The sequence below is a fragment of the Guyparkeria sp. genome (genome assembly GCF_046545975.1).
Taxonomy (GTDB): Bacteria; Pseudomonadota; Gammaproteobacteria; order Halothiobacillales; family Halothiobacillaceae; genus Guyparkeria.
This window is the reverse complement of the sequence record NZ_JBKGYT010000032.1, coordinates 1-21,368: the sequence shown is the minus strand read 5'-3', so window position 1 is coordinate 21,368 and position 21,368 is coordinate 1. Positions and strand designations below refer to the sequence as shown.

Annotated in this window: 19 protein-coding genes; 6 read left to right on the top strand and 13 right to left on the bottom strand. The window is 68.6% G+C overall.

What is annotated here, in order from left to right; all coding sequences use genetic code 11:
• Together ACLFMY_RS04760 and ACLFMY_RS04755 are read left to right on the top strand one after the other, a co-directional pair.
• Nucleotides 1–779, top strand: a 779-nt coding sequence (locus tag ACLFMY_RS04760; RefSeq protein ID WP_410763419.1) for an amylo-alpha-1,6-glucosidase, incomplete at its 5' end; no start/stop codon positions are given.
• A gap of 193 nt (nucleotides 780–972) precedes the next feature.
• On the top strand, nucleotides 973–1,716 hold the full coding sequence (locus ACLFMY_RS04755) for a BON domain-containing protein (RefSeq protein ID WP_410763418.1): 744 nt from the start codon (nucleotides 973–975) through the stop codon (nucleotides 1,714–1,716).
• Here the strand turns inward: ACLFMY_RS04755 and ACLFMY_RS04750 are convergent.
• From ACLFMY_RS04750 to ACLFMY_RS04740, 3 genes are all read right to left on the bottom strand, one after another.
• Nucleotides 1,706–2,506 (bottom strand): Fpg/Nei family DNA glycosylase, encoded by an 801-nt coding sequence (locus ACLFMY_RS04750; RefSeq protein WP_410763417.1) that lies wholly within the window; start codon nucleotides 2,504–2,506, stop codon nucleotides 1,706–1,708. The two genes, ACLFMY_RS04755 and ACLFMY_RS04750, sit on opposite strands and share 11 nt — an antisense overlap.
• A gap of 4 nt (nucleotides 2,507–2,510) precedes the next feature.
• Nucleotides 2,511–4,226: a DNA polymerase/3'-5' exonuclease PolX gene (polX, locus tag ACLFMY_RS04745; RefSeq protein WP_410763416.1), complete on the bottom strand. Its 1,716-nt coding sequence runs from the start codon at nucleotides 4,224–4,226 to the stop codon at nucleotides 2,511–2,513.
• A 448-nt stretch (nucleotides 4,227–4,674) separates the two neighbouring features.
• The gene (locus ACLFMY_RS04740) at nucleotides 4,675–5,610 is read right to left on the bottom strand and encodes a histone deacetylase family protein (protein WP_410763415.1); all 936 of its coding nucleotides are present in this window, start codon (nucleotides 5,608–5,610) and stop codon (nucleotides 4,675–4,677) included.
• 50 nt (nucleotides 5,611–5,660) lie between these two features.
• On the opposite strand from ACLFMY_RS04740, the gene ACLFMY_RS04735 reads away from it, so the two are divergent.
• Both ACLFMY_RS04735 and ACLFMY_RS04730 read left to right on the top strand, forming a co-directional pair.
• Nucleotides 5,661–8,348: a GNAT family N-acetyltransferase gene (locus ACLFMY_RS04735; protein ID WP_410763414.1), complete on the top strand. Its 2,688-nt coding sequence runs from the start codon at nucleotides 5,661–5,663 to the stop codon at nucleotides 8,346–8,348.
• Nucleotides 8,349–8,428: 80 nt separating this feature from the next.
• Nucleotides 8,429–9,439 (top strand): lipid A deacylase LpxR family protein, encoded by a 1,011-nt coding sequence (locus tag ACLFMY_RS04730; RefSeq protein ID WP_410763413.1) that lies wholly within the window; start codon nucleotides 8,429–8,431, stop codon nucleotides 9,437–9,439.
• 123 nt (nucleotides 9,440–9,562) lie between these two features.
• On the opposite strand, the gene ACLFMY_RS04725 is transcribed toward ACLFMY_RS04730, so the two are convergent.
• From ACLFMY_RS04725 to ACLFMY_RS04680, 10 genes are all read right to left on the bottom strand, one after another.
• The gene (locus tag ACLFMY_RS04725) at nucleotides 9,563–10,189 is read right to left on the bottom strand and encodes a cytochrome P460 family protein (RefSeq protein WP_410763412.1); all 627 of its coding nucleotides are present in this window, start codon (nucleotides 10,187–10,189) and stop codon (nucleotides 9,563–9,565) included.
• A 447-nt stretch (nucleotides 10,190–10,636) separates the two neighbouring features.
• Nucleotides 10,637–12,337 (bottom strand): complex I subunit 5 family protein, encoded by a 1,701-nt coding sequence (locus tag ACLFMY_RS04720; protein ID WP_410763411.1) that lies wholly within the window; start codon nucleotides 12,335–12,337, stop codon nucleotides 10,637–10,639.
• Nucleotides 12,334–13,848 carry a proton-conducting transporter membrane subunit gene (locus ACLFMY_RS04715; protein WP_410763410.1) on the bottom strand — a complete coding sequence of 505 codons (1,515 nt, stop codon included), beginning with the start codon at nucleotides 13,846–13,848 and terminating at the stop codon, nucleotides 12,334–12,336. The genes ACLFMY_RS04720 and ACLFMY_RS04715 overlap by 4 nt, the downstream gene beginning before the upstream one ends.
• Nucleotides 13,845–15,338: a complex I subunit 5 family protein gene (locus ACLFMY_RS04710; RefSeq protein WP_410763409.1), complete on the bottom strand. Its 1,494-nt coding sequence runs from the start codon at nucleotides 15,336–15,338 to the stop codon at nucleotides 13,845–13,847. Before ACLFMY_RS04710 ends, ACLFMY_RS04715 begins: the two co-directional genes overlap by 4 nt.
• Nucleotides 15,335–15,673, bottom strand: coding sequence for an NADH-quinone oxidoreductase subunit K (locus ACLFMY_RS04705; protein WP_410763408.1), 339 nt, complete (start codon nucleotides 15,671–15,673; stop codon nucleotides 15,335–15,337). Before ACLFMY_RS04705 ends, ACLFMY_RS04710 begins: the two co-directional genes overlap by 4 nt.
• Complete coding sequence (locus tag ACLFMY_RS04700) at nucleotides 15,670–16,626, bottom strand: hydrogenase subunit MbhD domain-containing protein (RefSeq protein ID WP_410763407.1); 957 nt, start codon at nucleotides 16,624–16,626, stop codon at nucleotides 15,670–15,672. The genes ACLFMY_RS04705 and ACLFMY_RS04700 overlap by 4 nt, the downstream gene beginning before the upstream one ends.
• Nucleotides 16,623–16,958 carry a monovalent cation/H(+) antiporter subunit G gene (locus ACLFMY_RS04695; protein WP_410763406.1) on the bottom strand — a complete coding sequence of 112 codons (336 nt, stop codon included), beginning with the start codon at nucleotides 16,956–16,958 and terminating at the stop codon, nucleotides 16,623–16,625. Before ACLFMY_RS04695 ends, ACLFMY_RS04700 begins: the two co-directional genes overlap by 4 nt.
• Nucleotides 16,955–17,272 carry a monovalent cation/H+ antiporter complex subunit F gene (locus tag ACLFMY_RS04690; protein ID WP_410763405.1) on the bottom strand — a complete coding sequence of 106 codons (318 nt, stop codon included), beginning with the start codon at nucleotides 17,270–17,272 and terminating at the stop codon, nucleotides 16,955–16,957. The genes ACLFMY_RS04695 and ACLFMY_RS04690 overlap by 4 nt, the downstream gene beginning before the upstream one ends.
• Complete coding sequence (locus ACLFMY_RS04685; RefSeq protein WP_410763404.1) at nucleotides 17,269–17,826, bottom strand: Na+/H+ antiporter subunit E; 558 nt, start codon at nucleotides 17,824–17,826, stop codon at nucleotides 17,269–17,271. Before ACLFMY_RS04685 ends, ACLFMY_RS04690 begins: the two co-directional genes overlap by 4 nt.
• A gap of 227 nt (nucleotides 17,827–18,053) precedes the next feature.
• Nucleotides 18,054–19,097 carry a diguanylate cyclase domain-containing protein gene (locus ACLFMY_RS04680; RefSeq protein ID WP_410763403.1) on the bottom strand — a complete coding sequence of 348 codons (1,044 nt, stop codon included), beginning with the start codon at nucleotides 19,095–19,097 and terminating at the stop codon, nucleotides 18,054–18,056.
• Nucleotides 19,098–19,192: 95 nt separating this feature from the next.
• Between ACLFMY_RS04680 and ACLFMY_RS04675 the strand changes: the two genes are divergently transcribed.
• Complete coding sequence (locus ACLFMY_RS04675) at nucleotides 19,193–20,671, top strand: CheR family methyltransferase (RefSeq protein WP_410763402.1); 1,479 nt, start codon at nucleotides 19,193–19,195, stop codon at nucleotides 20,669–20,671.
• Between the two features lie 144 nt (nucleotides 20,672–20,815).
• On the top strand, nucleotides 20,816–21,368 hold a 553-nt coding region (locus ACLFMY_RS04670; RefSeq protein ID WP_410763401.1), incomplete at its 3' end, for a chemotaxis protein CheW.

Below are 21,368 nucleotides of genomic sequence, written 5' to 3'. Positions count from 1 at the left end.
CGTTCCGGACAGGGGCCGACCTGGCCGAACTCTTCGGCGAGACCGACGAGGCCCGTGACCTGCGCCGCCGGGCCCGGGAACTGAAGCAGCGTTTCCACGAAGCGTTCTGGATGCCGGACCTGAACACCTACGCCCTCGCGCTGGACGGCGAAAAGCGCCCCTGCCGCGTCCGCTCGTCCAACGCGGGGCACCTCCTCTTCACCGGCATCGCCAACGAGGCCGAGGCCCGCCTGACGGCCGACACCCTGCTCGCGCCGGACTCCTTCAGCGGGTGGGGCATCCGCACGCTGGCCAAGGGCGAGGCCCGCTACAACCCGATGTCCTACCACAACGGCTCGGTCTGGCCCCACGACACGGCCCTGATCGCCAGCGGCATGGCCCGCTACGGCTTCACCGACCAGGCCATGCAACTGCTGACCTCGCTGTTCGAGAGCGGGATCCACATGGATCTGCACCGCATGCCGGAACTGTTCTGCGGCTTCCCGGCACGCCCCTGCGAGAACCCCACGCTCTACCCCGTCGCCTGCGCCCCCCAGGCCTGGTCGAGCGCCGCGCCCTTCTGCGCCCTCAAGGCGGGACTGGGCCTGAGTTTTCACCTTGACGCCCCGCAAATACGCTTTCACCACCCTCGGCTGCCGCCCTACCTGGACTGGATCGATATCCGCAATCTGCGCGCCGGCGACGGGCGCGTGGACATCGTGCTCCGTCGACATGCCAACGACGTGAGCCTGAGCGTGCTACACAAGGAAGGAAACGTGGAAGTGACCGTCACGCAATAGCCGGACAGAATCACCGCGCCTGGGCGGACACACGGCTCGCCAAGCGGAAAAATCGGTCCTGCTGTTCTAACAATGGATGAACAGGAACCGGGACGGGCCGACCAATCGGCCAGACCGAAACGACCGCCCGTCTCGCCACCCCGAGACATCGTTCATGCCTGCCCGGGGCAGGCGAATCAGAGAGGAACACATCATGTCCGCAGGCACACCCAATACGGCAGATGAGCTCAGGGAAGCCCTTTCCGGCGCATTCGAGCATGACCCCCGGATCGACCTCCACCAGTCCCCGATCCGGATCCGCGTCGAGGGGGATCGACTGATTCTCGAGGGGCAGGTGCAGGATGTCGCCACCCTGCGACGCGCCCGGGCATTGGCCGAACAGTACGCCGGCGAGCAGCGGACCGTCGAGGACCGGCTGCGACGGCGACCGGTCGAGCCCATGGGGGACCGCGAACTCCGCGACCAGGCAATCGGCGCGTTCACCGACGAACCGGTGTTTGCCGGCTACACGCTGCGCACGCACACGGGCAGCAAGGCCGAGACCGTCCACGACGGCGGCCCGGATGCCGGCCGGATCCTGGTGGCCGTCGAGGAACCGGGCACGATCACCCTCAGCGGCTCGGTCGGCAGCCTGTCGCATCGACGCCTCGCCGAGGCGCTGATGTGGTGGATCCGGGGCTGCGAGGCGGTCGACAACTGCCTCGAGGTCGATCCGCCGGAGGAAGACTCGGACGACGAGATCAACGACGCGGTGCGCATCGTCCTGGAAAAGGACCCGATGGTGCGCGCCGACCAGCTGCGTGTCGGCACCGCCGCCGGCATCGTGCACCTCGACGGCGCGGTGTCCACCGAGGACGAGAGGCGCTTCGCGGTGGGCGACTGCTTCGCCGTGCCCGGGGTCTACGACGTCCTCGACCGGCTGCAGGTCAGCGGCTGACCTCGTCCGGCGCCTGGCAGCGCGGGCAGTACCAGGCCGTCCGGCCGCAGGCCCGTGCCGTGGCCAGCGCCTCACCACAGCGAGGGCAACGGCCGCCCTTCTCGCGACGTGGCAGCAGGTAGCCGTCCGGCAGCCGTGCCGGGTCGGCGCGGGCGGTCACCGCTTCCTCGAGCACCCGCCGCATGGCCTCGTACACGCGTTTCGCCTCCGGCTCGTCGAGCGTGTTGCCGGCGCGCTTCGGGTGGATCCCGGCGTGGAACAGGATCTCGTCGCTGTAGACGTTGCCGATGCCGGCGAGCCGCGCCTGGTCCATCAGCCAGCACTTGATCGCCCCGCGATGCCCGCGCAGGTCCGGGACGAAGCGCTCGCGGTCGACCGCCAGCGCATCCGGTCCCAGCCCCCGGGAGGCGACGAACGCCTCGGGGCTTTGCGTCCAGCCGATCATGCCCAGCCGACGCGGCGAGACGTAGGCAAAGCCACCCAGGTCGAAGGCGATCACCAGGCCGGCATGCTCGGGGGGCGCGTCCCGCCCCTCGATCATCACCAGGCTGCCGCTCATGCCGAAGTGCAGCACCAGCCAGCCGTCGCGTCCCTCGCGCGCGGCGAACAGGACCTTGCCGTGGCGACGGGTCTCGGCCAGCGGGTGGTTCTTGAGCAGCCGGCCCAGCGACTGCGGCGAGATGTCGGCCAGCAGGTCCGGGGCACTCACCGTCGTGCGGCGCACGGGCCGACCCAGACCGTGGTGGTCCAGGGTCCGGCGGAAGGTCTCGACGTCGGGCAGCTCGGGCATGGCGTCAGCCGATCAGCTTGCGCAGGGCGGCAAGCCCGCGGGTGTTGATGACGTCGTCGGCGGTGAGCCAGCCGCGACGGGCCTGGGTGATGCCGAAGCGCATGGCATCGAGCTGCACATCGGCATGGGCATCGGTGGACACGGCGATCCTCGCCCCCTGCTCGCGGGCGAGCATGCAGGCCGCATCGTCCAGGTCCAGTCGCGACGGCTGGGCGTTGACCTCGAGGAAGCAGCCGCGCTCGGCCGCGGCCCGGATCACCTGCCCCAGGTCGATGGCGTAGGGGCGGCGCTGGTTGATCAGCCGGCCGGTGGGGTGGCCGAGGATGGTGAAGTGCGGGTTTTCCATCGCCCGGAGCACCCGCTCGGTCTGCTGCTTTTCCGAGAGGTTGAAGCGCGAGTGGATCGAGCAGACGGCGAGGTCCAGCCGGTCGAGCACGTCGTCGGGCAGGTCGAGCCGCCCGTCGGCGAGGATGTCGACCTCGATGCCCTTGAGGATCGTGATGCCCTCGAGCGCCTCGTTGAGCCGGTCGATCTCGTCGACCTGCGCGAGCAGCCGGTCGGCGTCCAGTCCGTTGGCCACGCGCACGGCCTTCGAGTGGTCGGTGATCGCGAGGTACTCGTAGCCCCTCGCCTGCGCCGCCCGCGCCATGGTCTCGAGGTCGTGCTGGCCGTCGGTGGCATCGGTATGGCAGTGCAGGTCGCCGCGGATGTCCGCCAGCGAGACCAGATCGGGCAGTCGCCGTGCCTCCGCGGCCTCGATCTCGCCGCGATCCTCGCGCAGTTCCGGGGCGACGAACGGCAGGCCGACGGCCTCGAAGACCTCGTCCTCGGTCCGGCCGGCGATCCGCTTCTCGTCCCGGTAGACCCCGTACTCGTTGATCTTCAGCCCGCGTTCGACGCCGCGCCGGCGCACCGCGATGTTGTGCGCCTTCGAGCCGGTGAAGTAATGCAGTGCCGCCCCGGCACCGACCGCCGGGACCACGCGCAGGTCCACCTGTAGGCCCGAGCGCAGGTGGACGGTCGAGCGGGTGCCGCCGTGGGACACCACGCGGCTCACATCTTCGTGGGCGACGAAGCGATCCATCACGGGGGAATCCCTGCGACAGGTCACCAGGATGTCGAGATCGCCGACGGTCTCCTTCCCGCGGCGGTAGCTGCCGGCAAGCCAGACCTTCTTGACGCCGTCGATCCCTCGCAGCCACTCGGCCAAGGGCTCGGCGATCGCCTCGGCATCCGCCCAGCGCATCCGCGGCTGGCCGTTTTTCAGCGCCTCGATTCCCGCCCCGATGGTCTTCTCCAGCTTCTCGCCGAAGCCCTCGAGCTCGCGTACCCGGCCCGACTCGAGCACGCGGGACAAATCATCGAGACTGCGGACGCCGAGCTCGCGGTAGAGCTGCCCCACCCGCTTGGGACCCAGCCCCTCGATCTCGGTCATCTCGGCCAGGGCGGCCGGCACGCGCGCCTCGACCTCGTTCAGCATCGGCAACTCGCCGGTGTCCACCAGCGTGGCGATCTTCCCGGCCAGGTCCTTGCCGATGCCCGGCAGTTCGGCGAGATCATGCCCCTCGGCCAGCAAGGCCGACATCTGTGCGCCCTGCCCCTCGATCACGCGGGCGGCGTTGCGATAGGCCCGGACGCGGAACGGGTTGGCGCCCTCGATCTCCAGCAGGGTCGCGAGCCGGTCGAGACAGGCCGCGATCTCCCGGTTGTGCACGCTCATCGGCGGCCTCCCCGATCTCGGTGACGCCAGTCACGGGGCATGTGCGGCATCGCGGACGCATCGTTCATCACGGGCCTCCCTGAGTCGACCTCAAATCGACGTCGTCCGCCAAGCCTAGTCCAGTCATCGCTCGATCGACCACGCCGTTGACGACACTCCGCGCCGCTCAGCGAAGCTGGCTGCCCTTCGACCCGCGGCGGTTGTAAGGCGAGGCGGCCTCCTGCGCCTGGTCCACCTCCCGATGAGTCCTGCCGGCAGGGACCTGCTCAAGCGGCTTTCCTCGCCGTTGGACGCTCCTTTCCCCTCGCGCAAGTTTCATCGGATCAACGCCGACATGACCGGAAAAGACCGGGCCTGCGCTGGGACAGGACAGGGATGTGCCGCGTCCACCAGCGGCACTGCGACGCGATCAATCAATGCGTTGGCTAAACCCCTGTTCCGGATGTGGTCAGGACTCCATCAGCGCCTGGACGTGCACGCAGGCACTCCGCCCCAGGGCGTGGAGGTCGTAGCCGCCTTCGAGCATGGAAACGACCCGCCCCTCGGCGGACTCGTCGGCCAGCTCGACGAGGCGCTCGGTGATCCAGCGGTAGTCGTCCTCCACCAGGCCGAAGCTGGCCATGTCGTCGAGCAGGTGGCCGTCGAAACCGGCCGAGACCAGGATCAGTTCCGGCCGATGGGCGCGGATGCCCTCGAACCAGCCCTCGGCGACTGCCGCGCGCCAGGTCGGCCCGTCGGTGGCCGCCGGCAGGGGGACCGGCAGCACGTTGGCCGCGCCCGAGGTGCTGCCGCTGTAGGGATAGAACGGGTGCTGGAAGCTCGAGCAGAACAGGATGCGCCCGTCTCCGGCGACGATGTCCTCGGTGCCGTCGCCGTGATGGACGTCGAAGTCCACGATCGCCACGCGTGTCAGCCCGTGGCGTTCCAGCGCGTGCCGGGCGGCGATCGCGACGTTGTTGAAGATACAGAAGCCCGCCGAACGGTCCCGGCCGGCGTGGTGCCCCGGCGGACGCACGGCACAGAAGGCGCGCCGACCCTCTGCCTCGAGCACCCAGTCCACCGCGGCGATGCCACTGCCCGCCGCCAGGCGCGCCACGTGCAGTGAATGGGGATTCATGCGGGTGTCGTCGTCCAGGTCGACCGTGCCCTGGTCGGGGGCGCGGCGAAAGATCGAGTCGACGTAGTCGGCCGAGTGCGCCAGCAGCAGATCCTCGCGTGCCGCCTCCGGGGCCTGGATCGGGAACAGCCACGGCTCGACGCCCTGCGCGATGAGCTGGTCGTGGATCGCGGCCAGCCGAGACGGATTCTCCGGATGCCGGTATCCGCCTACACTGAGGTTGTCGTGCAGTTCGCAGTCGGGATGCGAGACCAGGGCAACTGCCATGACGATTTCACCTGAAACGTGACGATCCCCAATCCTACCGGGAGGACGCCGTGGGCGCACATGCTCTCGAACCGATCTTCAATCCCCGTGGCGTGGCCGTCTTCGGCGCCAGCGAACGACCCGGCGCACTCGGAACCACCGTGCTCGCCAACCTGCTCGAGGCCGGCTACACGGGGACGGTGATTCCGGTCAACCCCAGCCATGAGCACGTGCAGGGGCTGGCCTGTCGTGCCGAGCTGGGCCACCCGGCGGAACCGATCGACCTGGCGGTGATCGCCACGCCCGCGGTCACGGTGCCCGACATCCTGCGCCAGTGCGGCGCGGCCGGCGTGCAGGGCGCGGTGATCCTGTCGGCAGGTTTCGGCGAGTGCGACCCGAACGGTCCGCGCCTGCGCCGGGAGATCGTCGAGATCGCCGAGGACCATCGCGTCCGCCTGGTCGGGCCGAACTGCCTGGGCCTGATGCGCCCGTCGATCGGTCTCAACGCCACCTTCAGCCACAACCAGGCCCGACCCGGCCACCTGGCCCTGGTGTCACAGTCGGGCGCGATGGTCACCGCCGTTCTCGACTGGGCAACCGAACGCGGCATCGGTTTCTCCGCGATCGGCTCGACCGGCGATGCGGCCGACCTCGACTTCGGCGAGATCCTCGACTACCTGGCGCTCGACCCCGAGACCAGCGGCATCCTGCTCTACATCGAAGGCATCCGCGACGCCCGCCGCTTTCTCACCGGCCTGCGGGCCGCCGCGCGCCTCAAGCCCGTGATCGTCCTCAAGTCCGCGCGCCACGAGACCGGGGCAAGGGCCGCGGCCACCCATACCGGGGCGATGGTCGGTGGCGACGACGTCTTCGACGCGGCGCTGGCCCGCGCCGGCGTGGTGCGGGTCGAACGAATCAGCCAGTGGTTCTCGGCCGCCCAGACGCTGGCCGGCCGCCTCATGCTACGCGGCGAGAAGCTCCTGCTCCTGACCAACGGAGGCGGTCCCGGCGTGATGGCCGCCGACCGCGCCGCCGACCTGGATGTGCCGCTGGCCGAGCCGGCTCCGGACACCGTGGCCGCGCTCGACAAGGCATTGCCGCCGCACTGGTCGCGGGGCAATCCCGTCGACATCCTCGGCGACGCCACGCCGTCACGCTATGCCGAGGCCCTGCAAATCTGCCTGGCCGACGGGGGCGTCGACATGCTGGTGGTGATGCTCACCCCGCAGGCGATGACCGACCCGACCGGCTGCGCCCGCGAAGTGATCGAGCAGGTACGCTCGCAGCGGAGCACCCGCAAGCCGGTGGTCGCCTGCTGGATGGGCGAGACCCTGGTCGCCGAGGCCCGCGACCTCTTCGACGCGGCCGGCATTCCCAACTTCACCTCTCCGGAGGCGGCCGTCGAGGCGCTGGCCTACCTGCTGACCCACCGCCGCAACCAGCAGTTGCTGCTGCAGACCCCGGCGCCGCTGACCGACGACTCGCCCCCGGACATCGAGGGCGCCCGGCTGATCCTCGACTCGGCACGGCAGGCCGGACGCCGGGTTCTGACCACCCGCGAGGCCAAGGCCGTGCTGCAGGCATTCCGGATTCCCGCCGAGCAGGCCATCCTCGCGCGCGATGCCGACGAGGCCATGGTCGCCGCCCAGGGGCTGGGCTTCCCGGTCGCCCTCAAGATCAGCGCGCCGGCCATGACCCACAAGACCGACGTGGGCGGCGTGCGCCTGAACCTGCACGATGCCAGGGCGGTACGCGAGGAGGCAGGCGAGATGCTCGACCGCCTCCGGGGGGAATACCCGGACATCGAGATCGAGGGCGTGACCGTCGAACGCATGGCCGTGGTGGGCCACCCGCGCGAACTGCTGGTGGGGGTGAGCCGCGACCCGGTCTTCGGCCCGGTGATCGCCTTCGGCATGGGCGGCACCGCCGTCGAGGTCATCCGCGACCGAGCACTCGCCCTGCCCCCGCTCAACACGGTGCTGATCCGCCGGATGGTCGACCAGACCCGCGCTGCCCGCCTGCTCGGGCCATTCCGCAATGCACCCGAAGTGAAGCGACACCAGGTCGAGGAGGTGCTGCGGCGCGTCTCGGAGATGGCCTGCGAGCTGCCCGCCATCGGGGCGGTCGACATCAACCCGCTGCTCGCCGGCGAACACGGCGTGATGGCCGTCGATGCACGGATCGAGCTCTCCGACGAACCACCGGCGCTCGATGCCTATGCCCACATGGCCATCTATCCCTACCCCATGCACTTCAAGCGCGAGGTCACACTGGCCGACGGCACCGCGGTGACACTGCGCCCGATCCGTCCGGAAGACGCGGAAACCGAGCAGGCCTTCGTCCGTGGACTCTCCCGGGAAAGCCGCTACATGCGGTTCATGCGGGTCCTCAACGAACTCACCCCCGAAATGCTGGTGCGCTTCACGCAGATCGACTACGACCGGGAAATGGCCTTCATCGCGCTGCACGAGCAGGACGGCAAGAAAGAGCAGATCGGGGTGGCACGCTACAACATGGAGCCCGACGGCGAGACGGCCGAGTTCGCCCTGGTGGTGGACGACGACTGGCAGGCCCGTGGACTGGGGACCGCCCTGCTGCGGATACTGGTGGAGTATGCCCGCCAGCGCGGCGTGCGCGAGCTGTTCGGGGACGTCCTTCAGCGCAATACCGGCATGCGCGAACTCGGCGCCCGCCTCGGCTTCGACGAGCAGGTGCTCGAATCGGAAGAGGACGTGGTGCGCATCAGTCGCTGCCTCTGACCGACGGTTCTCTGCGGCCCGAGGGAAGGCGTACCCTGTATCCTTGAAAGCCACTTCGATCCATGACCATGACGAGACCCGTGCAAGACGAGACCACCGCGATGACCGTCACCCGCCACCGATACGCGCCCCTGCTCGCTCTCGGCCTCCTGGCGCTGGCCTCCCCGGCCGCAGCCGAGGGGCTGCTCTCGGTCAAGTCGGAGAACGACGCCTGGGTCGGGGCCGGTGACGGCCACTACACCAACGGGGCGGAGATCTCCTGGGCCTTCGCCCCGGACCCGGACCACTGGAGCCGGAGGATGACCGATGTCATCCCCGGCTGGCATCACGATGATGTCGATGGCGTGACCTACCGGGTCGGCCAGCGGATGTACACGCCGGACGACATCACGATTGCCGAACTGCAGGAAGACGACCGCCCTTATGCCGGCGTGCTGGCCACGGGGCTGTCCCTGCACGGCGAGCAGCGCAACGACGGCTGGCGCGAAACGCGCAGCCTGCACCTCGACGCCGGCATGGTCGGCCCGGCCTCCGGCGCCGGCTGGATCCAGCGGTACTTCCACAAGAACGTCACGGGGGACGGGGCAGAGGGCTGGAGCCACCAGTTGGAAAACGAGCCGTTCCTCAACCTCGGCTACGAACACGCCTGGTCGCGTCGGGCCTCGTGGCGTTCCCACGAGCTCGAGTATGGCCCCAGTGCCGGCCTGGCGCTGGGCAACCTCCACACCTACGCCTCGGCGGGTCTGGCGGCACGCTACGGTGATGGCCTGGATCGCAGTTACGGCATCCCCTCCATCGACCCGGCCCAGGGCGAACGCAGCTTCTTCCGTCCCGGCCAGGGCCTGGGCTGGTACGTCTTCGGCGCGCTCGAGGGGCGCTACATGGCCCACAACCTGCTGCTCGACGGCAACACCTGGCACGACAGCCATTCCGTCGAGCGCGAGCCGTGGGTGGGCGACGTCCAGCTCGGCTTCGCCGTCAACTGGGATCGTTTCCAGTTCGCCTACACCGTCGTCTGGCGCACGAAGGAGTTCTCGACCCAGAATCACAACGACCACTTCGGCTCGTTCACCCTGTCGATGTGGATGTGACCGACTCGACACGAGAAATCCGTGGCCCCCGAAAGTGGCCGCGGCTCGTGCGGTGTGGTCGACCGGAATAGCGGGCCACGCGGCGCGGTCTCCAGTTCGTTCCTGCAAACCACGCCGAGATCGCTACTCGGCAAGGCGATCGTGGGTGAAAACGTAATCGTCTCCCGGCGCGGCCGCGTGGCAGGCGATGCAGCCCTCACTGGCACCCTTGGCCACGCGCCCGGCCAGAGACACGCCATCCGGGTTCTTCTCGAGCTGGCCGTCGGGCTGAAACTTGGCCCAGTACCAGTCATCGTGGTCGGAATCGTATCCCTCCTCCCGCTGGAACATGACGGTGACCGAGGACAGCGTGCCCATGCGGTCGTTCAGCACCCCCTCCTTGAGCGCCTCGAAGTCGTCACCCTCCCCGCCGTAATTGTTCTTCACCATCGCCACGCCCGAGTGGCCGTCGACCGTGATGACGGCTTCCAGGTATTCCAGCGCCTGGCCGTGCGGGTGGTCGCCCTCGTAGGGATAGCTGCGGACCGCGTCCGGCCCCACGAGCTGGTTGCCGGCCAGCCGATCCCATAGCCGTTGGGCGTACTCCACGTTCATGGGACCCCCGAACGGCGGGTCGGTCTCCATGCGACTGTCGTCGCTGACTGTCACCTCGTCCGCGACTGCCATTCCACCGCTTACCAGCGCCACTGCCATGCCGACCGCCAGCGTGGGCGACAGGCTCCGGGACTTCGCTTGCCTGACAAGTGCCATGATCCACCTCCTCACCGTTCAAGTCGGTGATTGACGATTACCACTACCCCGAACTGCGGATCCGCCGGTCCTGTCGGGGGCTCACCATCTGCCGATGGCTCCGACGAGCCGGTCGCGATGTGGACCTCACCGCACCGCCATGCCCCTCCCCTTGCTCGGGCAAGCCGACTCTCTGCTAAAGAGTCTAGACACCAAGTCCCTGCTTTTAGGGCATTTTCACGAACGCCCCCCGGAAACCACCGGATGCGTCAGGGCAAAGAGCGAACCTCACTTTTCACTCACCAGACCCAAGCACCCGGAGCGGCTTCGGGATCAACGGGTTGGCGACGAGTCTTGCCCCATTTTCCAGGGAAAGGGGCGATGCGGGCACGACAAGGGTGCGGGTTTGGCGACAGGAAGGCGGATCGAGGCGTCACCGCATTCCGCCGCCGTGGCGTCCTGGCAGTCTCAGGAGATCGTCAGCACCCCGTACAAGAAGAGCGTCAGGCCCAGGAACAGGGCACCGAACACTTCCCAGCGGATCAGGGTGTTCTCCGTCCGTCGCAGGAAGCCGCGGCCCAGGCGACACCAGAGACGTGCCCGGGCCCGCAATCGCGGGGCGATGGAGACGGGTCGCCACCGGGAGACCAGGCGAGCGCCCCCGGTCACGACGCGTTCGAGCGGCACCACGAGATCGCCTTCCGGCAGGCGCGGGCTGCCTCCCTCCCGGTAGATCCGGGCGGCGATCAGGGCTAACGCCAGACCCGCGAGCACTGGCCATACCAGCGACCAGCCGAGCAGATCGCCCGCGGTCGCCCGCACCTCCACGAAGCCGACGATGGGCATGACCGGCGGCAACAGGACACTCATCGAAGACAGCACGGCCCAGGGCAACCAGCGCCGACCGTCGCGCGGCCCGGCGGCGACCGCGGCCGAGGCGCGCAGGCACCACAGGAAACGAATCACCAGCAGCGTGCTGCCGACCATGGCCAGGCCGAACCACCCCTTCAGGAACGCCAAATCACTGGCGTAGAGCGGTGTGGACAGCAGCGACTTGGCCAGGGCCCCGGAGGTCAGCGGAATGCCGGCGACCGCCAGTGCGGGGAGCACCAGCAGGGCGATCGTGACGTACCGGGCGACGACCCCGGACGGGATGCGGTCGACGATCCCCACGGAGAGGAACAGCGCCCCCTTGGCCAGCCCGTGGTGCAGGGCGTAGAAGGCCACGGCGGCGACCAGCGCGCCCCGGGCCTCGGGCAGCAGCAGGGCCAGCCCCACACCCACGGTCATCAACCCCATCTGGCTGATGCTCGAATAGGCGAGGATGGTCTTCGGCCGGTCCTGCATCACGCCGCCGAGGGCGGCGAGGAATGCGGCGAGGAACCCCAGCACCACCAGCGTCTCGCCCAGCCCGACCGATCCGCCCGGATCCAGCGGCAGCAGGCGCAGCCAACCGAGCAGCCCCGCCTTGATCATCGCCCCGGACAACACCGCGCTGGCCGGCACGGGAGCGGCGGGATGCGCCAGCGGCAGCCAGAAGTGCAGCGGCAGCATCCCCGCCTTGACGCCGAGGCCGACCACCAGCAGCACCAGCGCCCAGCCGCCCGGGCCGGCGGCGGCGATCTCCGTCATCCGGGTGCTGCCGGCCTGCATGACGCTCAGGACCAGGCCGGCGAACAGTACCAGCTCGCCGACCAGGGCGGTAACCAGGTAGACGCGGCCGGCACGCCACGCCTCGCGGTTCTCCCGGTGGATGACCAGCCCCCAGGAGGCCAGGCTCATCAGGGAGAAGAACAGGTAGAAACCCACCGCGTCACTGGCCAGCACCAAGCCGAGGTTGCCGCTCATGGCGAGCAGGAAGAACAGGTGAAAGCGCCGCGCCTGCGGATCGCCCCGTCGGTCGGAGAGGCTGTAGAGGCCCGCGGCGAGCCACAGCGTGGCGGTCAGCAGCAGGAAGATCCGCCCCACCGGATCCAGACCCAGCTCCACCCCGACCAGCAGCCAGTCCACGTTGGCCGGGCCGCCGTCGGATCCGGCCACGGCCAGCCCGAGGGCCGGCAGTGTCGTCCAGGGCGTCAGCCGCTGCAGGCGCGGCGACGGCGAGAAGGCCATCGCCAATGCCAGGAGCAGCGGCAGCGCGGGCACCGCCAGAAGCACGAGCGCGCTCATGGAACGTCCCCCACCACGAAGTGCCCCTCGGCCACGATCCACTCTACCCAGAACAGCGGGCTGAACGGCAGCCCGGCCAGCAGCCCCACGCCCACGGTCAGCACGGCGGTGAACAGCACGGGGAGGAGCAGCATCCGGCGGGTCTCGGAACGCCCCGACGACGACATGCATTCCTGCCACGGACGCGAGCGACTCCCCAGCCAGCCGCGGATCACCGGGGGCAGGAAGTAGGCGGCATTCAACAGCCCGCTGAGCACCAGCACCCCCAGCACCCAGGCCTGACCCGCCTCCAGTGCCCCCAGGCCGAGGTACCACTTGGTCACGAAACCGGCCAGGGGTGGTACGCCGATCATCCCCAGCGCCCCGATGGTGAATGCCAGCATGGTCAGCGGCATGCGTCGACCGACACCGTCCATCTCGCTGATCTTGTGGATGCCGAGCGTCTCGGCGAAGTTGCCGGCGCAGAAGAACAGCGTGATCTTGGTGACCCCCTGGTGAACCAGGTGCACCAGCCCGCCGATCACCCCCAAGGGCCCGGCCAGGGCCACCCCCAGCACGATGTAGGAGATCTGGCTGACGGTGGAGAATGCCAGCCGCTGCTTGAGGTCATCGGTTCGCAGGGCCTGGACCGAGCCGTAGAGGATGGTGATCACGGCGACGGTGACCAGCGGCGTGGCCAGACCCAGGTCGCGCATCAGCTCGACGCCGAACACGTCGTTGATCACGCGCACGATGCCGAACGCCCCGGCCTTGACCACCGCGACCGCGTGCAGCAGCGCGCTCACCGGCGCCGGTGCGACCATCGCGCGCGGCAACCAGGCATGCAGGGGCACCAGGGCGGCCTTCACCCCGAAGCCGGCGATCAGCAGGACGAATACCACCACGAGCGGGGCACTCCCGGAACCGGCTACCCCCGCGAGATATCCCCCGGGGGTGAAATCCGGCGAGCCGGCCAGCAGGGACAGCCCTACCACCCCCGTCAGCAGCACGAGCCCTCCGCCCAGCGTGTAAGCCAGGTACAGGCGGCCCGCCCGCAGGGCCTCCGGGGTGCCGCGATGCACCACCAGCGGCCACGTCGCGAGCATCAGCACCTCGTAGAAGACCAGGAAGGTGATCAGGTTGCCCGCGAGCGCGACCCCCACCGCCCCGCTGACGCACAGCGAGAAGAAGCCGAAGAACCTCGACGGGCGCGGCGAACCTTCGAGGTAACCGATCGCGTACACGGTGGTGACGAACCACAACAGCGCCGAGAGACTGGCGAACAGCAGCGAGAGGGCATCCGCGGCCAGCACCAGGTCGATGCCCGGCAGCACCTCGAACGCCAGCCGGAACGTCTCGCCCTGGTGAACGAGAAACAGCAGCCACGAGACCAGCAGGATCTTGATGGTCGCACCGAGGAGGTTCAGCGTCGCGCGCAGGCGGTGGCAGCGATCGGGAAGAAAGAAGATCACCAGCCCGACGACCAGGGAGGATGCCAGGATCAACAGCAGCAACACGCCGTTCCCGTTCATGCGCCCCCCGTCGTGTGACCGAGCATGAGCATGATCGGCACGCCGACCAGCCCGAGCAGCACCGAAGCCAGCGCCAGCAGCATGGGCACCCAGACCATCCACGCCGAAACGGCCTGACCCGGATCCGGGGCACCGCGGTGGAAGGCCGGCGCGACCATCCTCAGCACGTAGGCCCCGGACAGCAGCCCCCCGCCGAGGATCGCCGCCACCCAGAACACGGCCAGCGCCATCCCGCCCGTTCCGCCAACCACGCCCGGCAGGGCGGCATCCAGCAGCAGGTACTTGGCCACGAAGCCGCCGGTCGGAGGCAGCCCGACCAGGCTCATTCCGGCCAGGCCCATCGCGAAGGCGATCCGTCCCCGGGCGCGCAGTACCGGGCCGAGGTCGGCCAGGCGGTCATGGCCAGCGGCCCGCTGCAGGGTTCCGGCGGCGAGAAAGACGGCCCCCTTGGCCAGCGCATGCGCCACGGCCAGGAAGACCACGCCCTTCCAGGCTCCCGGCGTGATCGCCATGAGCGGGAAGGCCAGCAGCAGGTAACCGAGCTGGGCCACGGTCGAGTACGCGATGATGCGTTTCAGACGGGTGGCTTGCAGGGCCTGCAGCGAGCCCCAGACCAGCGCGGCCACACCGAACGTTCCCAGCACCATGCCGATCCCTGGGACTCTCAGCGGTGCGAACACCCCCAGCCACAGGCGCAGGATCAGGTAGAACGAGGCGGCGACCACCAGCGCGGAGAGCACCGCGCTGACCGGGGCCGGCGCGGCACCGTGGGCCGGGGCCAGCCACATGTGCAGCGGCAGGAGGGCGGCCTTGAGCATCAGACCGGCCGTCATCAGCGCGGCGGCCAGCAACGTGGCCCGCGGTATGGTCGGGTCGGCCGCCACCAGGCCGGCCATCTCGACCAGGTCCAGCACCCCGTACTGCCCGTACAGGAGCGCCACCCCCATGAGGTACGCCATCGAGCCCATCAGGCTGACGAGCAGGTAGCGCATCGCGGCGGTCACGGCGGAGGGGCTGCCGGCCAGGGCCACCAGCGCCACCGCGGCCAGGCCGACCAGCTCCAGGGTGACGTACAGGTTGAAGACGTCGCCCGAGAGAAACAGCAGGTTCAGGGCCGCCCACAGCCACAGCCACAACGGCCAGAACTGCCGGCGCGCGGCGGGACCATCGATGTAGCCGACGGCATAAAGGCTGGCCGCAAGCGAGGTCGCGGCCGTCATCCCCAGCATCACCACGGCCAGGCCGTCGAGGTGCAGCACCACGCCCAGCGGCGCTTCCCAGCCGCCCAGCCCGATGCGGGTGACCGGCTCCGGCTCCCCGGCGAAGAGGACGGCCACCAGGGCGGTCAGCCCGGCGAGCAGCACCGCCCCGATCGCGCCGATCCCCTGCGCCGCGCGCGGGAAGGCGGTGGCAAGAATGGCCACCAGCAGGCCGCCGGCGGCCAGCCCCGCGGTGAGCGTGGACAGGGGGACGGCGGCCAGCGGCATCATGGGCCGCGCGTCCCGTCATCGTCGCTACCGGCACGCACATCGATCTCTGCCGCTCCCGTCACCCGCTTGAGGCGCACCACGAGGGCCAGCGCGAAGGCCGTCGCGCTGGCGGCGACGACAATGCCGGTCAGCGTCAGGGCCTGCGCCACCGGATCGGGCGCGCCTCCCCGGGCGGCCACCGACAGCAACACCATGAACACCCCCGAACCCATCACGTTCAATGCCAGCACCTTCTGGATCAGGTGGCGACGCACGACCACGGCATACAGGCCGAGCACGAACAGGAACACGCCGCCGATCGGGTAGAGGAGCGCCGGGCCGGGCCAGTCGATCACCGATCCTCCCCGGGGGGGCGTCCCCCGATGAACAGGGCCACCAGCGTCAGCGCAATGGACAGGGTCGCTGCCACCTCGATCGCCAGGATCAGCGGATACGCCCAGGCCTCCACGTAACCCATGAAACCCGGGCCGAACAGCAGGCCGTACAGGCCGATCGCGAGAAAAAGCGCAAGCCCGGCCACCAGGCCCAGTCGCAGTAGCTGGCCCGGGGCGACAGGCAGGTGACGCGGGCGGCCCAGCACGATCAGGATGCCGGCAGCGGCCAGCACCGCCCCGGCCTGGAACGCCCCGCCGGGCTCGTGGCCACCGGCCCATAACAGGTAGACCGCGGTGACGATGGCCACCGGGGTCAGGAAACGCAGGATCCCGGGCAGCATCGGGCCGGGCACCGGGCGGGCCGGAACGGACTCGTACCGGCCCAGCGACCAGGCACCCAGCAGTGCCAGCACGATGACGGCCAGTTCGAGGAAAGTGTCGTAGGCGCGAAAATTGAGCAACACGCCGGTGACCGGGTTGTCCACGCCCGAGCGGTGCATCTGGGCGTCCACCAGCGGTTGCAGCCCCGCCGTCTCGGGCTGGGCAAGCAGTGCCCAGGCCAGCAGCAGTCCCAGGGCGGCGGCGAGGGCCATGACGATGACCGGCAGGACCGATCTCGCCGGGGTGGCCGTGGCACGCTCCTCGTCCCTGCCGGCCGGGTGAGCCGCCTCCAGGCGCTTGAGGCGCTCGAGGGTGATCAGCAGCAGCGCACCGGTCACCCCGGCCCCGATGGCGGCCTCGGCCAGGGCGATGTCCGGCGCCTCGAGCCGCACCCAGGCCATGGCGAGCAGCAGACCGAGCGCGATGAACAGCACCACGGCGCGGAAGAGATCCGTGCTGGTCAGGCAGTGCCAGGCGACGGCCCCCAGCCCGACGAGCAGCATCAGGTCGAAGACGAACAGCACGGCGCTCATTCCCCGTCCTCCCCCGGGCCGCGAGCAGCCCCCTCTCGCCCGGTGGGCTCGAACGCCCCGTGGGTGCGCGCTCGCTGGGCGATCAGGTGCGCCACGACGGTCCCCGAGACCAGCACCAGCGACCACACGAGCAGCAGCACGAACATGGCCGCCGGCCCGTCGGTCTGGAACAGGAGACCGGCGATCACCAGCCCCAACCCGAGATTGTCGGCCTTGGTCAGGGCATGCAGGCGGGTATAGACATCCGGAAAGCGCAGGACACCCACCGTGCCGGCGGCGAAGAAACCCAGCCCGGCCAGCACCAGGACGACGGTCAGTGCATCAGCGATCATCCGTCTCCTCCCTCCCTTGTGGGGGCTTTCTCTTCTCCCACCGCCCTTGGGTCCCCCGGTTCGGGCAGACGCTGCTGACGGACGAAGGCCACCGCCGCGACGGCCGAGAGCAACGCGAACACCAGCCCCACATCCATCAGCGCGGGCGCATCGAGGGCGAACCCCAGCAGCAGGAGAATGGCAACGCCCGCGGTACCGAACAGTTGCGCGGCCAGCATCCGGTCACCCGAGCCGGGGCCGCGCAGCACGCGCACGAGCCCGAGAAGGATGGTGAACAGCAGAAACGCGGCGGCGGCGGCCAGGAACAGGTTCATGCATCTTCCTCGGGCCGCTGCCCGGATCGAGGAGACGGGAACAGGGCAGCGACACGGCGCTCGAGCTCACGCAGGCCGTCGACCGAGCGGGATTCGCGGTCGAGGACGTGCACGGTGAGCAGCCGCCCTTCCAGACGCACGCTCAGGGTGCCCGGCAACAGGCTCACGATACCCATGAAAAGGGTCAGTGGCGGGCCGTGCAGCAGGTGACAACGGTAGTGAACGAAGCCGGGACGGATCGGCAGGCGGGGGTGGATGGCCCGCCACGCGACATCCACGCCGCCGACCACCGAGGCACGCAGGAAAAAGGCAGCCAGCCCGGGCAGCGTGGCCAGGCGCATGCCCACGGACCGCCCGGCAGGCAGTGCCAGGCTTGCCGCCACGGCAAGGACGACGGCAAGCCCCCCCAGCGGGTGCAGCGCCTTTTCCGGACCGGCCAGCACCCACCAGAGTCCGGCGGCGACAAGGGCCGAGCCCGATGCCCTCGCCAACCGCGTGCGCCGACGTGGACTCTCACCGCGAATCGTCGGAATGGCCCGTCCTGGCGCCTCCATGCCATCTCGAGAAGGGGATCGGGCACCACCACGGCTAGGCACGGATCGTTTACGCATTTGTCACATCGGCTGAAGTCACGGCAAAGCACGTCCCATCCGTCCCACCTGGATAAATGGTCCTGGTGCAGTCGTCGATTCACGCCCCCGCCCACGATTCATTCCTGTTCGAATCAGACGGAAAGCAACCGTCCGACGGCTCGACTTGTCTGTTCGACCGGTTCACCCGATCAATGTGCATGTCCTCGCAACGGTTGGGCAGCCTCTCCCGGCTGTCCCTCCTCGACGATGCGGTTGCGTCCTGCTTTCTTGGCCCTGTACAGGGCCTCATCAGCCGCCTCCACCAGCACCTCCGGCGGCTGGTTAGTGAGGCCCACACGGGAGGCCACCCCGCCGCTGATAGTGACGTGGTCGCCATTCGGTGACTCGCGGTGCTCCAATCCCAGGGTCTCGACATGGCGGCGCACCCAGTCGGCAACCCTGCGCGTCCCCTGAAGATCGGTTTCCGGCAAGAGCATGACAAATTCCTCACCGCCGAAACGAGCCGCCAGGTCCGCCGGGCGGCGCGCGGCATCAAGCAGGACCCTGGCCACCTTTTTTAGACACTCGTCTCCCTGAAGGTGACCGTAAGTGTCGTTGTACTTCTTGAACCAGTCCACGTCGAACATGGCCAACCCCAACGGCTCGCCCGTCCGCCGGGAGCGACGCCACTCGTCTTCGATCCGGGCGTCGAACAGACGCCGGTTGGCCAGATTCGTCAATCCATCAATCTCCGAGAGCCGCATCAATTCCAGGTTCTTCTCCTCCAGAGCTTGCTGACTGGCGCGGAGCGCACGGAAGGCATCATCACGCTGAAGCTTGTGAATGTAGGCGGCAGAATGATGGCGGATGCGCGCCAGAAGCTCGGGGCGCTCGGGCAGCTTGACCACGTAGTCGTAAGCCCCGTTGGCGAAGGCTGCCGCCTTGGTATCCGCCTCTTCCCGGGTAGACAACACCACAATCGGCACGTCGTGGGTGGCGGGATTGGCCCGAAGAAACCTCAGCAGGGTCATGCCGTCCATCTCGGGCATCACCAGGTCGAGCAGGATGACCGTCGGGCGTATGCTCTCCGCCTCCCTGAGCGCGCTGGTGGGATCCTGGCAATAGTGGAAATTGATATCGGGCTCACCGCTGATGGCCCTCTTGACCATGTCGGCCACGATAGGCTGATCGTCGATGAGCATCAGGACGGTATCCAATCCTCTTTCCTGATACACCCCTGCGTAGTCCCGCATGCGGTTTTTTCCTCGTCACGCCATGGCAAAGTATGGATCCGGCGACTAGTCTGCAGTGTAGATTATTGCCATCCGAACCGAGTCATTGAAACTGCATGGACGCCGCTCCCGAACCGGTGCTCGAATCGTTCCGCTCCCTGTTCGCCGAAAGAACGGGCATCCGGCTCAGGCGGGGCGACAAGCCGCGCATCGGCGAGTTCCTCCACCAGCGCATCCGCGCCACCACGGCACGCGACGGACAGGCGTACCTCGACTTGCTGAAGGGAAACTCGCCACGAGCACGCAACGAGTGGCACACCCTGATCACCGAACTGACGGTGCTCGAGTCGTACTTCTTTCGCGACGAGGGCCAGTTCCGCGTGCTGAGACAGCATCTGCTGCCCCGCCTCATCCATGATCGTCGCGATGTCGGTGAACTGCGCGTCTGGTCGGCCGGCTGCTCGCGCGGCGAGGAGATCTACTCGATCGCCATCCTGCTCGACGAACTCCTGCCCGACCGTGAGGCCTGGAAATTGCGACTGGTAGGCACCGACATCAACCCGGCCGCCATCGACCTCGCGCGCCGGGGGAGCTTCAGCCGCTGGTCCCTGCGCAACCTGGACGAACATACCCGTGCGCGCTATTTCCATCGCAGTGGCAACCGGTGGCAGCTCGACAGCCGAATCACCGACATGGTCGACTTTCAGCCAGGCAACCTGCTGGCCGACCGCTTCCCGGGCCAGCACGGCCCGCTCCACGACATGGACCTGATCCTGTGCCGCAACGTCTTCATCTACATGGACACAGCCAGCGTCGCACGCATTGTCGGCAAGATGACCCGTACCCTCCGCACCGGGGGCGCCCTAATGACCGGTCACTCCGAACTGCATGGGGTGGACACGCAAGGCCTGATCTCGGAACACCTGCCCGGCGCCACCATTCACTATCGGCTGCCAGGGACAAAGGTCGCCGGCACGACCAGACTGCCCCCGCTGCAGGTTCCCATCACCCGTACCGCACCGGCCGACAAACGACGTTCGGCCCAGCCGGTCGCACCGCCACCAACGTCTCCGGTGACCCGGCTGGAGGAAGCCCGGCAGCGATTTGCCGCCGGCGAATATCGGCGTGCACTGGAGATCCTCCATCGTCTCCCGGCCAGTACGCGAAACGACCCCGAAAGCATGCATCTGGAGGCCTGGGCCCTGCTGCAGACCGGCGACACGGACGCCGCGAGACGAACCGTCGAAACACTGCTCGCACGGGAGGGGAAAACCGCAGCAGACCTCTTCCTCCTGGGTGTGATCCAGGAAGCACAGGGCCTGGTGGACGCCGCCGTTGGCACACTGCAACGGGCGCTGTACCTCGATCCCGACTTGATTGCCGCCTATTTGCATCTCGTGCTGCTGCGGGAAGCGAATGACGAGCCCGACAAGGCCCATCACCTGCGAACAGCGGCACTTAACCGGCTACGCCGGATGCCCGCCAATCGCGAGATACCATATTTCGAGGGACGGACCGCCGCCGACCTGGTCGCCGAACTGGAGGAGGCGCCGGAAACATCCCCCACGACAAGAAGGACCGGTCGCCGTGCCTGAGGTTCGCACCACGCACTGTCATCCGAACCGGGAGTCTGATCAGTGAGTGAAAAACACCGACATTCCGAATCACCCAACGAACCGAAGGGAGCCTCCCACGAAACCGTTGCCGAAAACAGGGACGCAGGGAGCACTTTCCTCCTGATGACGCGCGGCGGCCACGCTTACGGCCTGCCCATCGAAGCCATCCACCAGATCAACTGGCTGCCCATGCTCAATCCCGAGGAGGCCCTCCCTCCACCGGTCATCGGCAGCTTCGATATGGCCGGCACAATCGTGCCCGTCGTCGACCTCGATTGCCTGCACGGAGACCCTCCCAGGCCTTGGCGGACCACCGACTGCGTAGTGATTCTCGAGAACCACCAGCACTTCTTCGCCCTGCTGGTCGACGAGGTGTACGACGTGGTCGAGGCCGAACCAGCACCGGCGCCGTGGGACTTCTCCGACGGCGAGACCGCCCCCCCTTCGCTGTTGTCCGGCAGGATCGAGGCGGACGACCGCCTGGTCAGCGTGCTCGACATCGAGGTGCTGCGGGAGGCCGTGCGGGCGGGCCGACCCGATTGCGCGCTCCCAGAGCTTGGAACCCTGCTGCCCGCAGATGCCGACGAACGCGCCCTGCTGGAGGAGCGTGCCCACACGCTGATGTCGGGCGTGGACAAGGAGGAGGTCCAAGCAGGCCGGCCTCACGTCGTCGCCC

Bases quoted from the DNA above. Each gene is read 5' to 3' on its own strand.
- ACLFMY_RS04695 (WP_410763406.1), bottom strand. From the start codon at position 16,958: ATGATCGCTGATGCACTGACCGTCGTCCTGGTGCTGGCCGGGCTGGGT.
- ACLFMY_RS04710 (WP_410763409.1), bottom strand. From the start codon at position 15,338: ATGATGCCGCTGGCCGCCGTCCCCCTGTCCACGCTCACCGCGGGGCTG.
- ACLFMY_RS04715 (WP_410763410.1), bottom strand. From the start codon at position 13,848: ATGAACGGGAACGGCGTGTTGCTGCTGTTGATCCTGGCATCCTCCCTG.
- ACLFMY_RS04690 (WP_410763405.1), bottom strand. From the start codon at position 17,272: ATGAACCTGTTCCTGGCCGCCGCCGCCGCGTTTCTGCTGTTCACCATC.
- ACLFMY_RS04750 (WP_410763417.1), bottom strand. From the start codon at position 2,506: ATGCCCGAGCTGCCCGACGTCGAGACCTTCCGCCGGACCCTGGACCAC.
- ACLFMY_RS04700 (WP_410763407.1), bottom strand. From the start codon at position 16,626: ATGAGCGCCGTGCTGTTCGTCTTCGACCTGATGCTGCTCGTCGGGCTG.
- ACLFMY_RS04725 (WP_410763412.1), bottom strand. From the start codon at position 10,189: ATGGCACTTGTCAGGCAAGCGAAGTCCCGGAGCCTGTCGCCCACGCTG.
- ACLFMY_RS04675 (WP_410763402.1), top strand. From the start codon at position 19,193: ATGGACGCCGCTCCCGAACCGGTGCTCGAATCGTTCCGCTCCCTGTTC.
- ACLFMY_RS04755 (WP_410763418.1), top strand. From the start codon at position 973: ATGTCCGCAGGCACACCCAATACGGCAGATGAGCTCAGGGAAGCCCTT.
- ACLFMY_RS04720 (WP_410763411.1), bottom strand. From the start codon at position 12,337: ATGAGCGCGCTCGTGCTTCTGGCGGTGCCCGCGCTGCCGCTGCTCCTG.
- ACLFMY_RS04740 (WP_410763415.1), bottom strand. From the start codon at position 5,610: ATGGCAGTTGCCCTGGTCTCGCATCCCGACTGCGAACTGCACGACAAC.
- polX (WP_410763416.1), bottom strand. From the start codon at position 4,226: ATGAGCGTGCACAACCGGGAGATCGCGGCCTGTCTCGACCGGCTCGCG.
- ACLFMY_RS04680 (WP_410763403.1), bottom strand. From the start codon at position 19,097: ATGCGGGACTACGCAGGGGTGTATCAGGAAAGAGGATTGGATACCGTC.
- ACLFMY_RS04685 (WP_410763404.1), bottom strand. From the start codon at position 17,826: ATGGAGGCGCCAGGACGGGCCATTCCGACGATTCGCGGTGAGAGTCCA.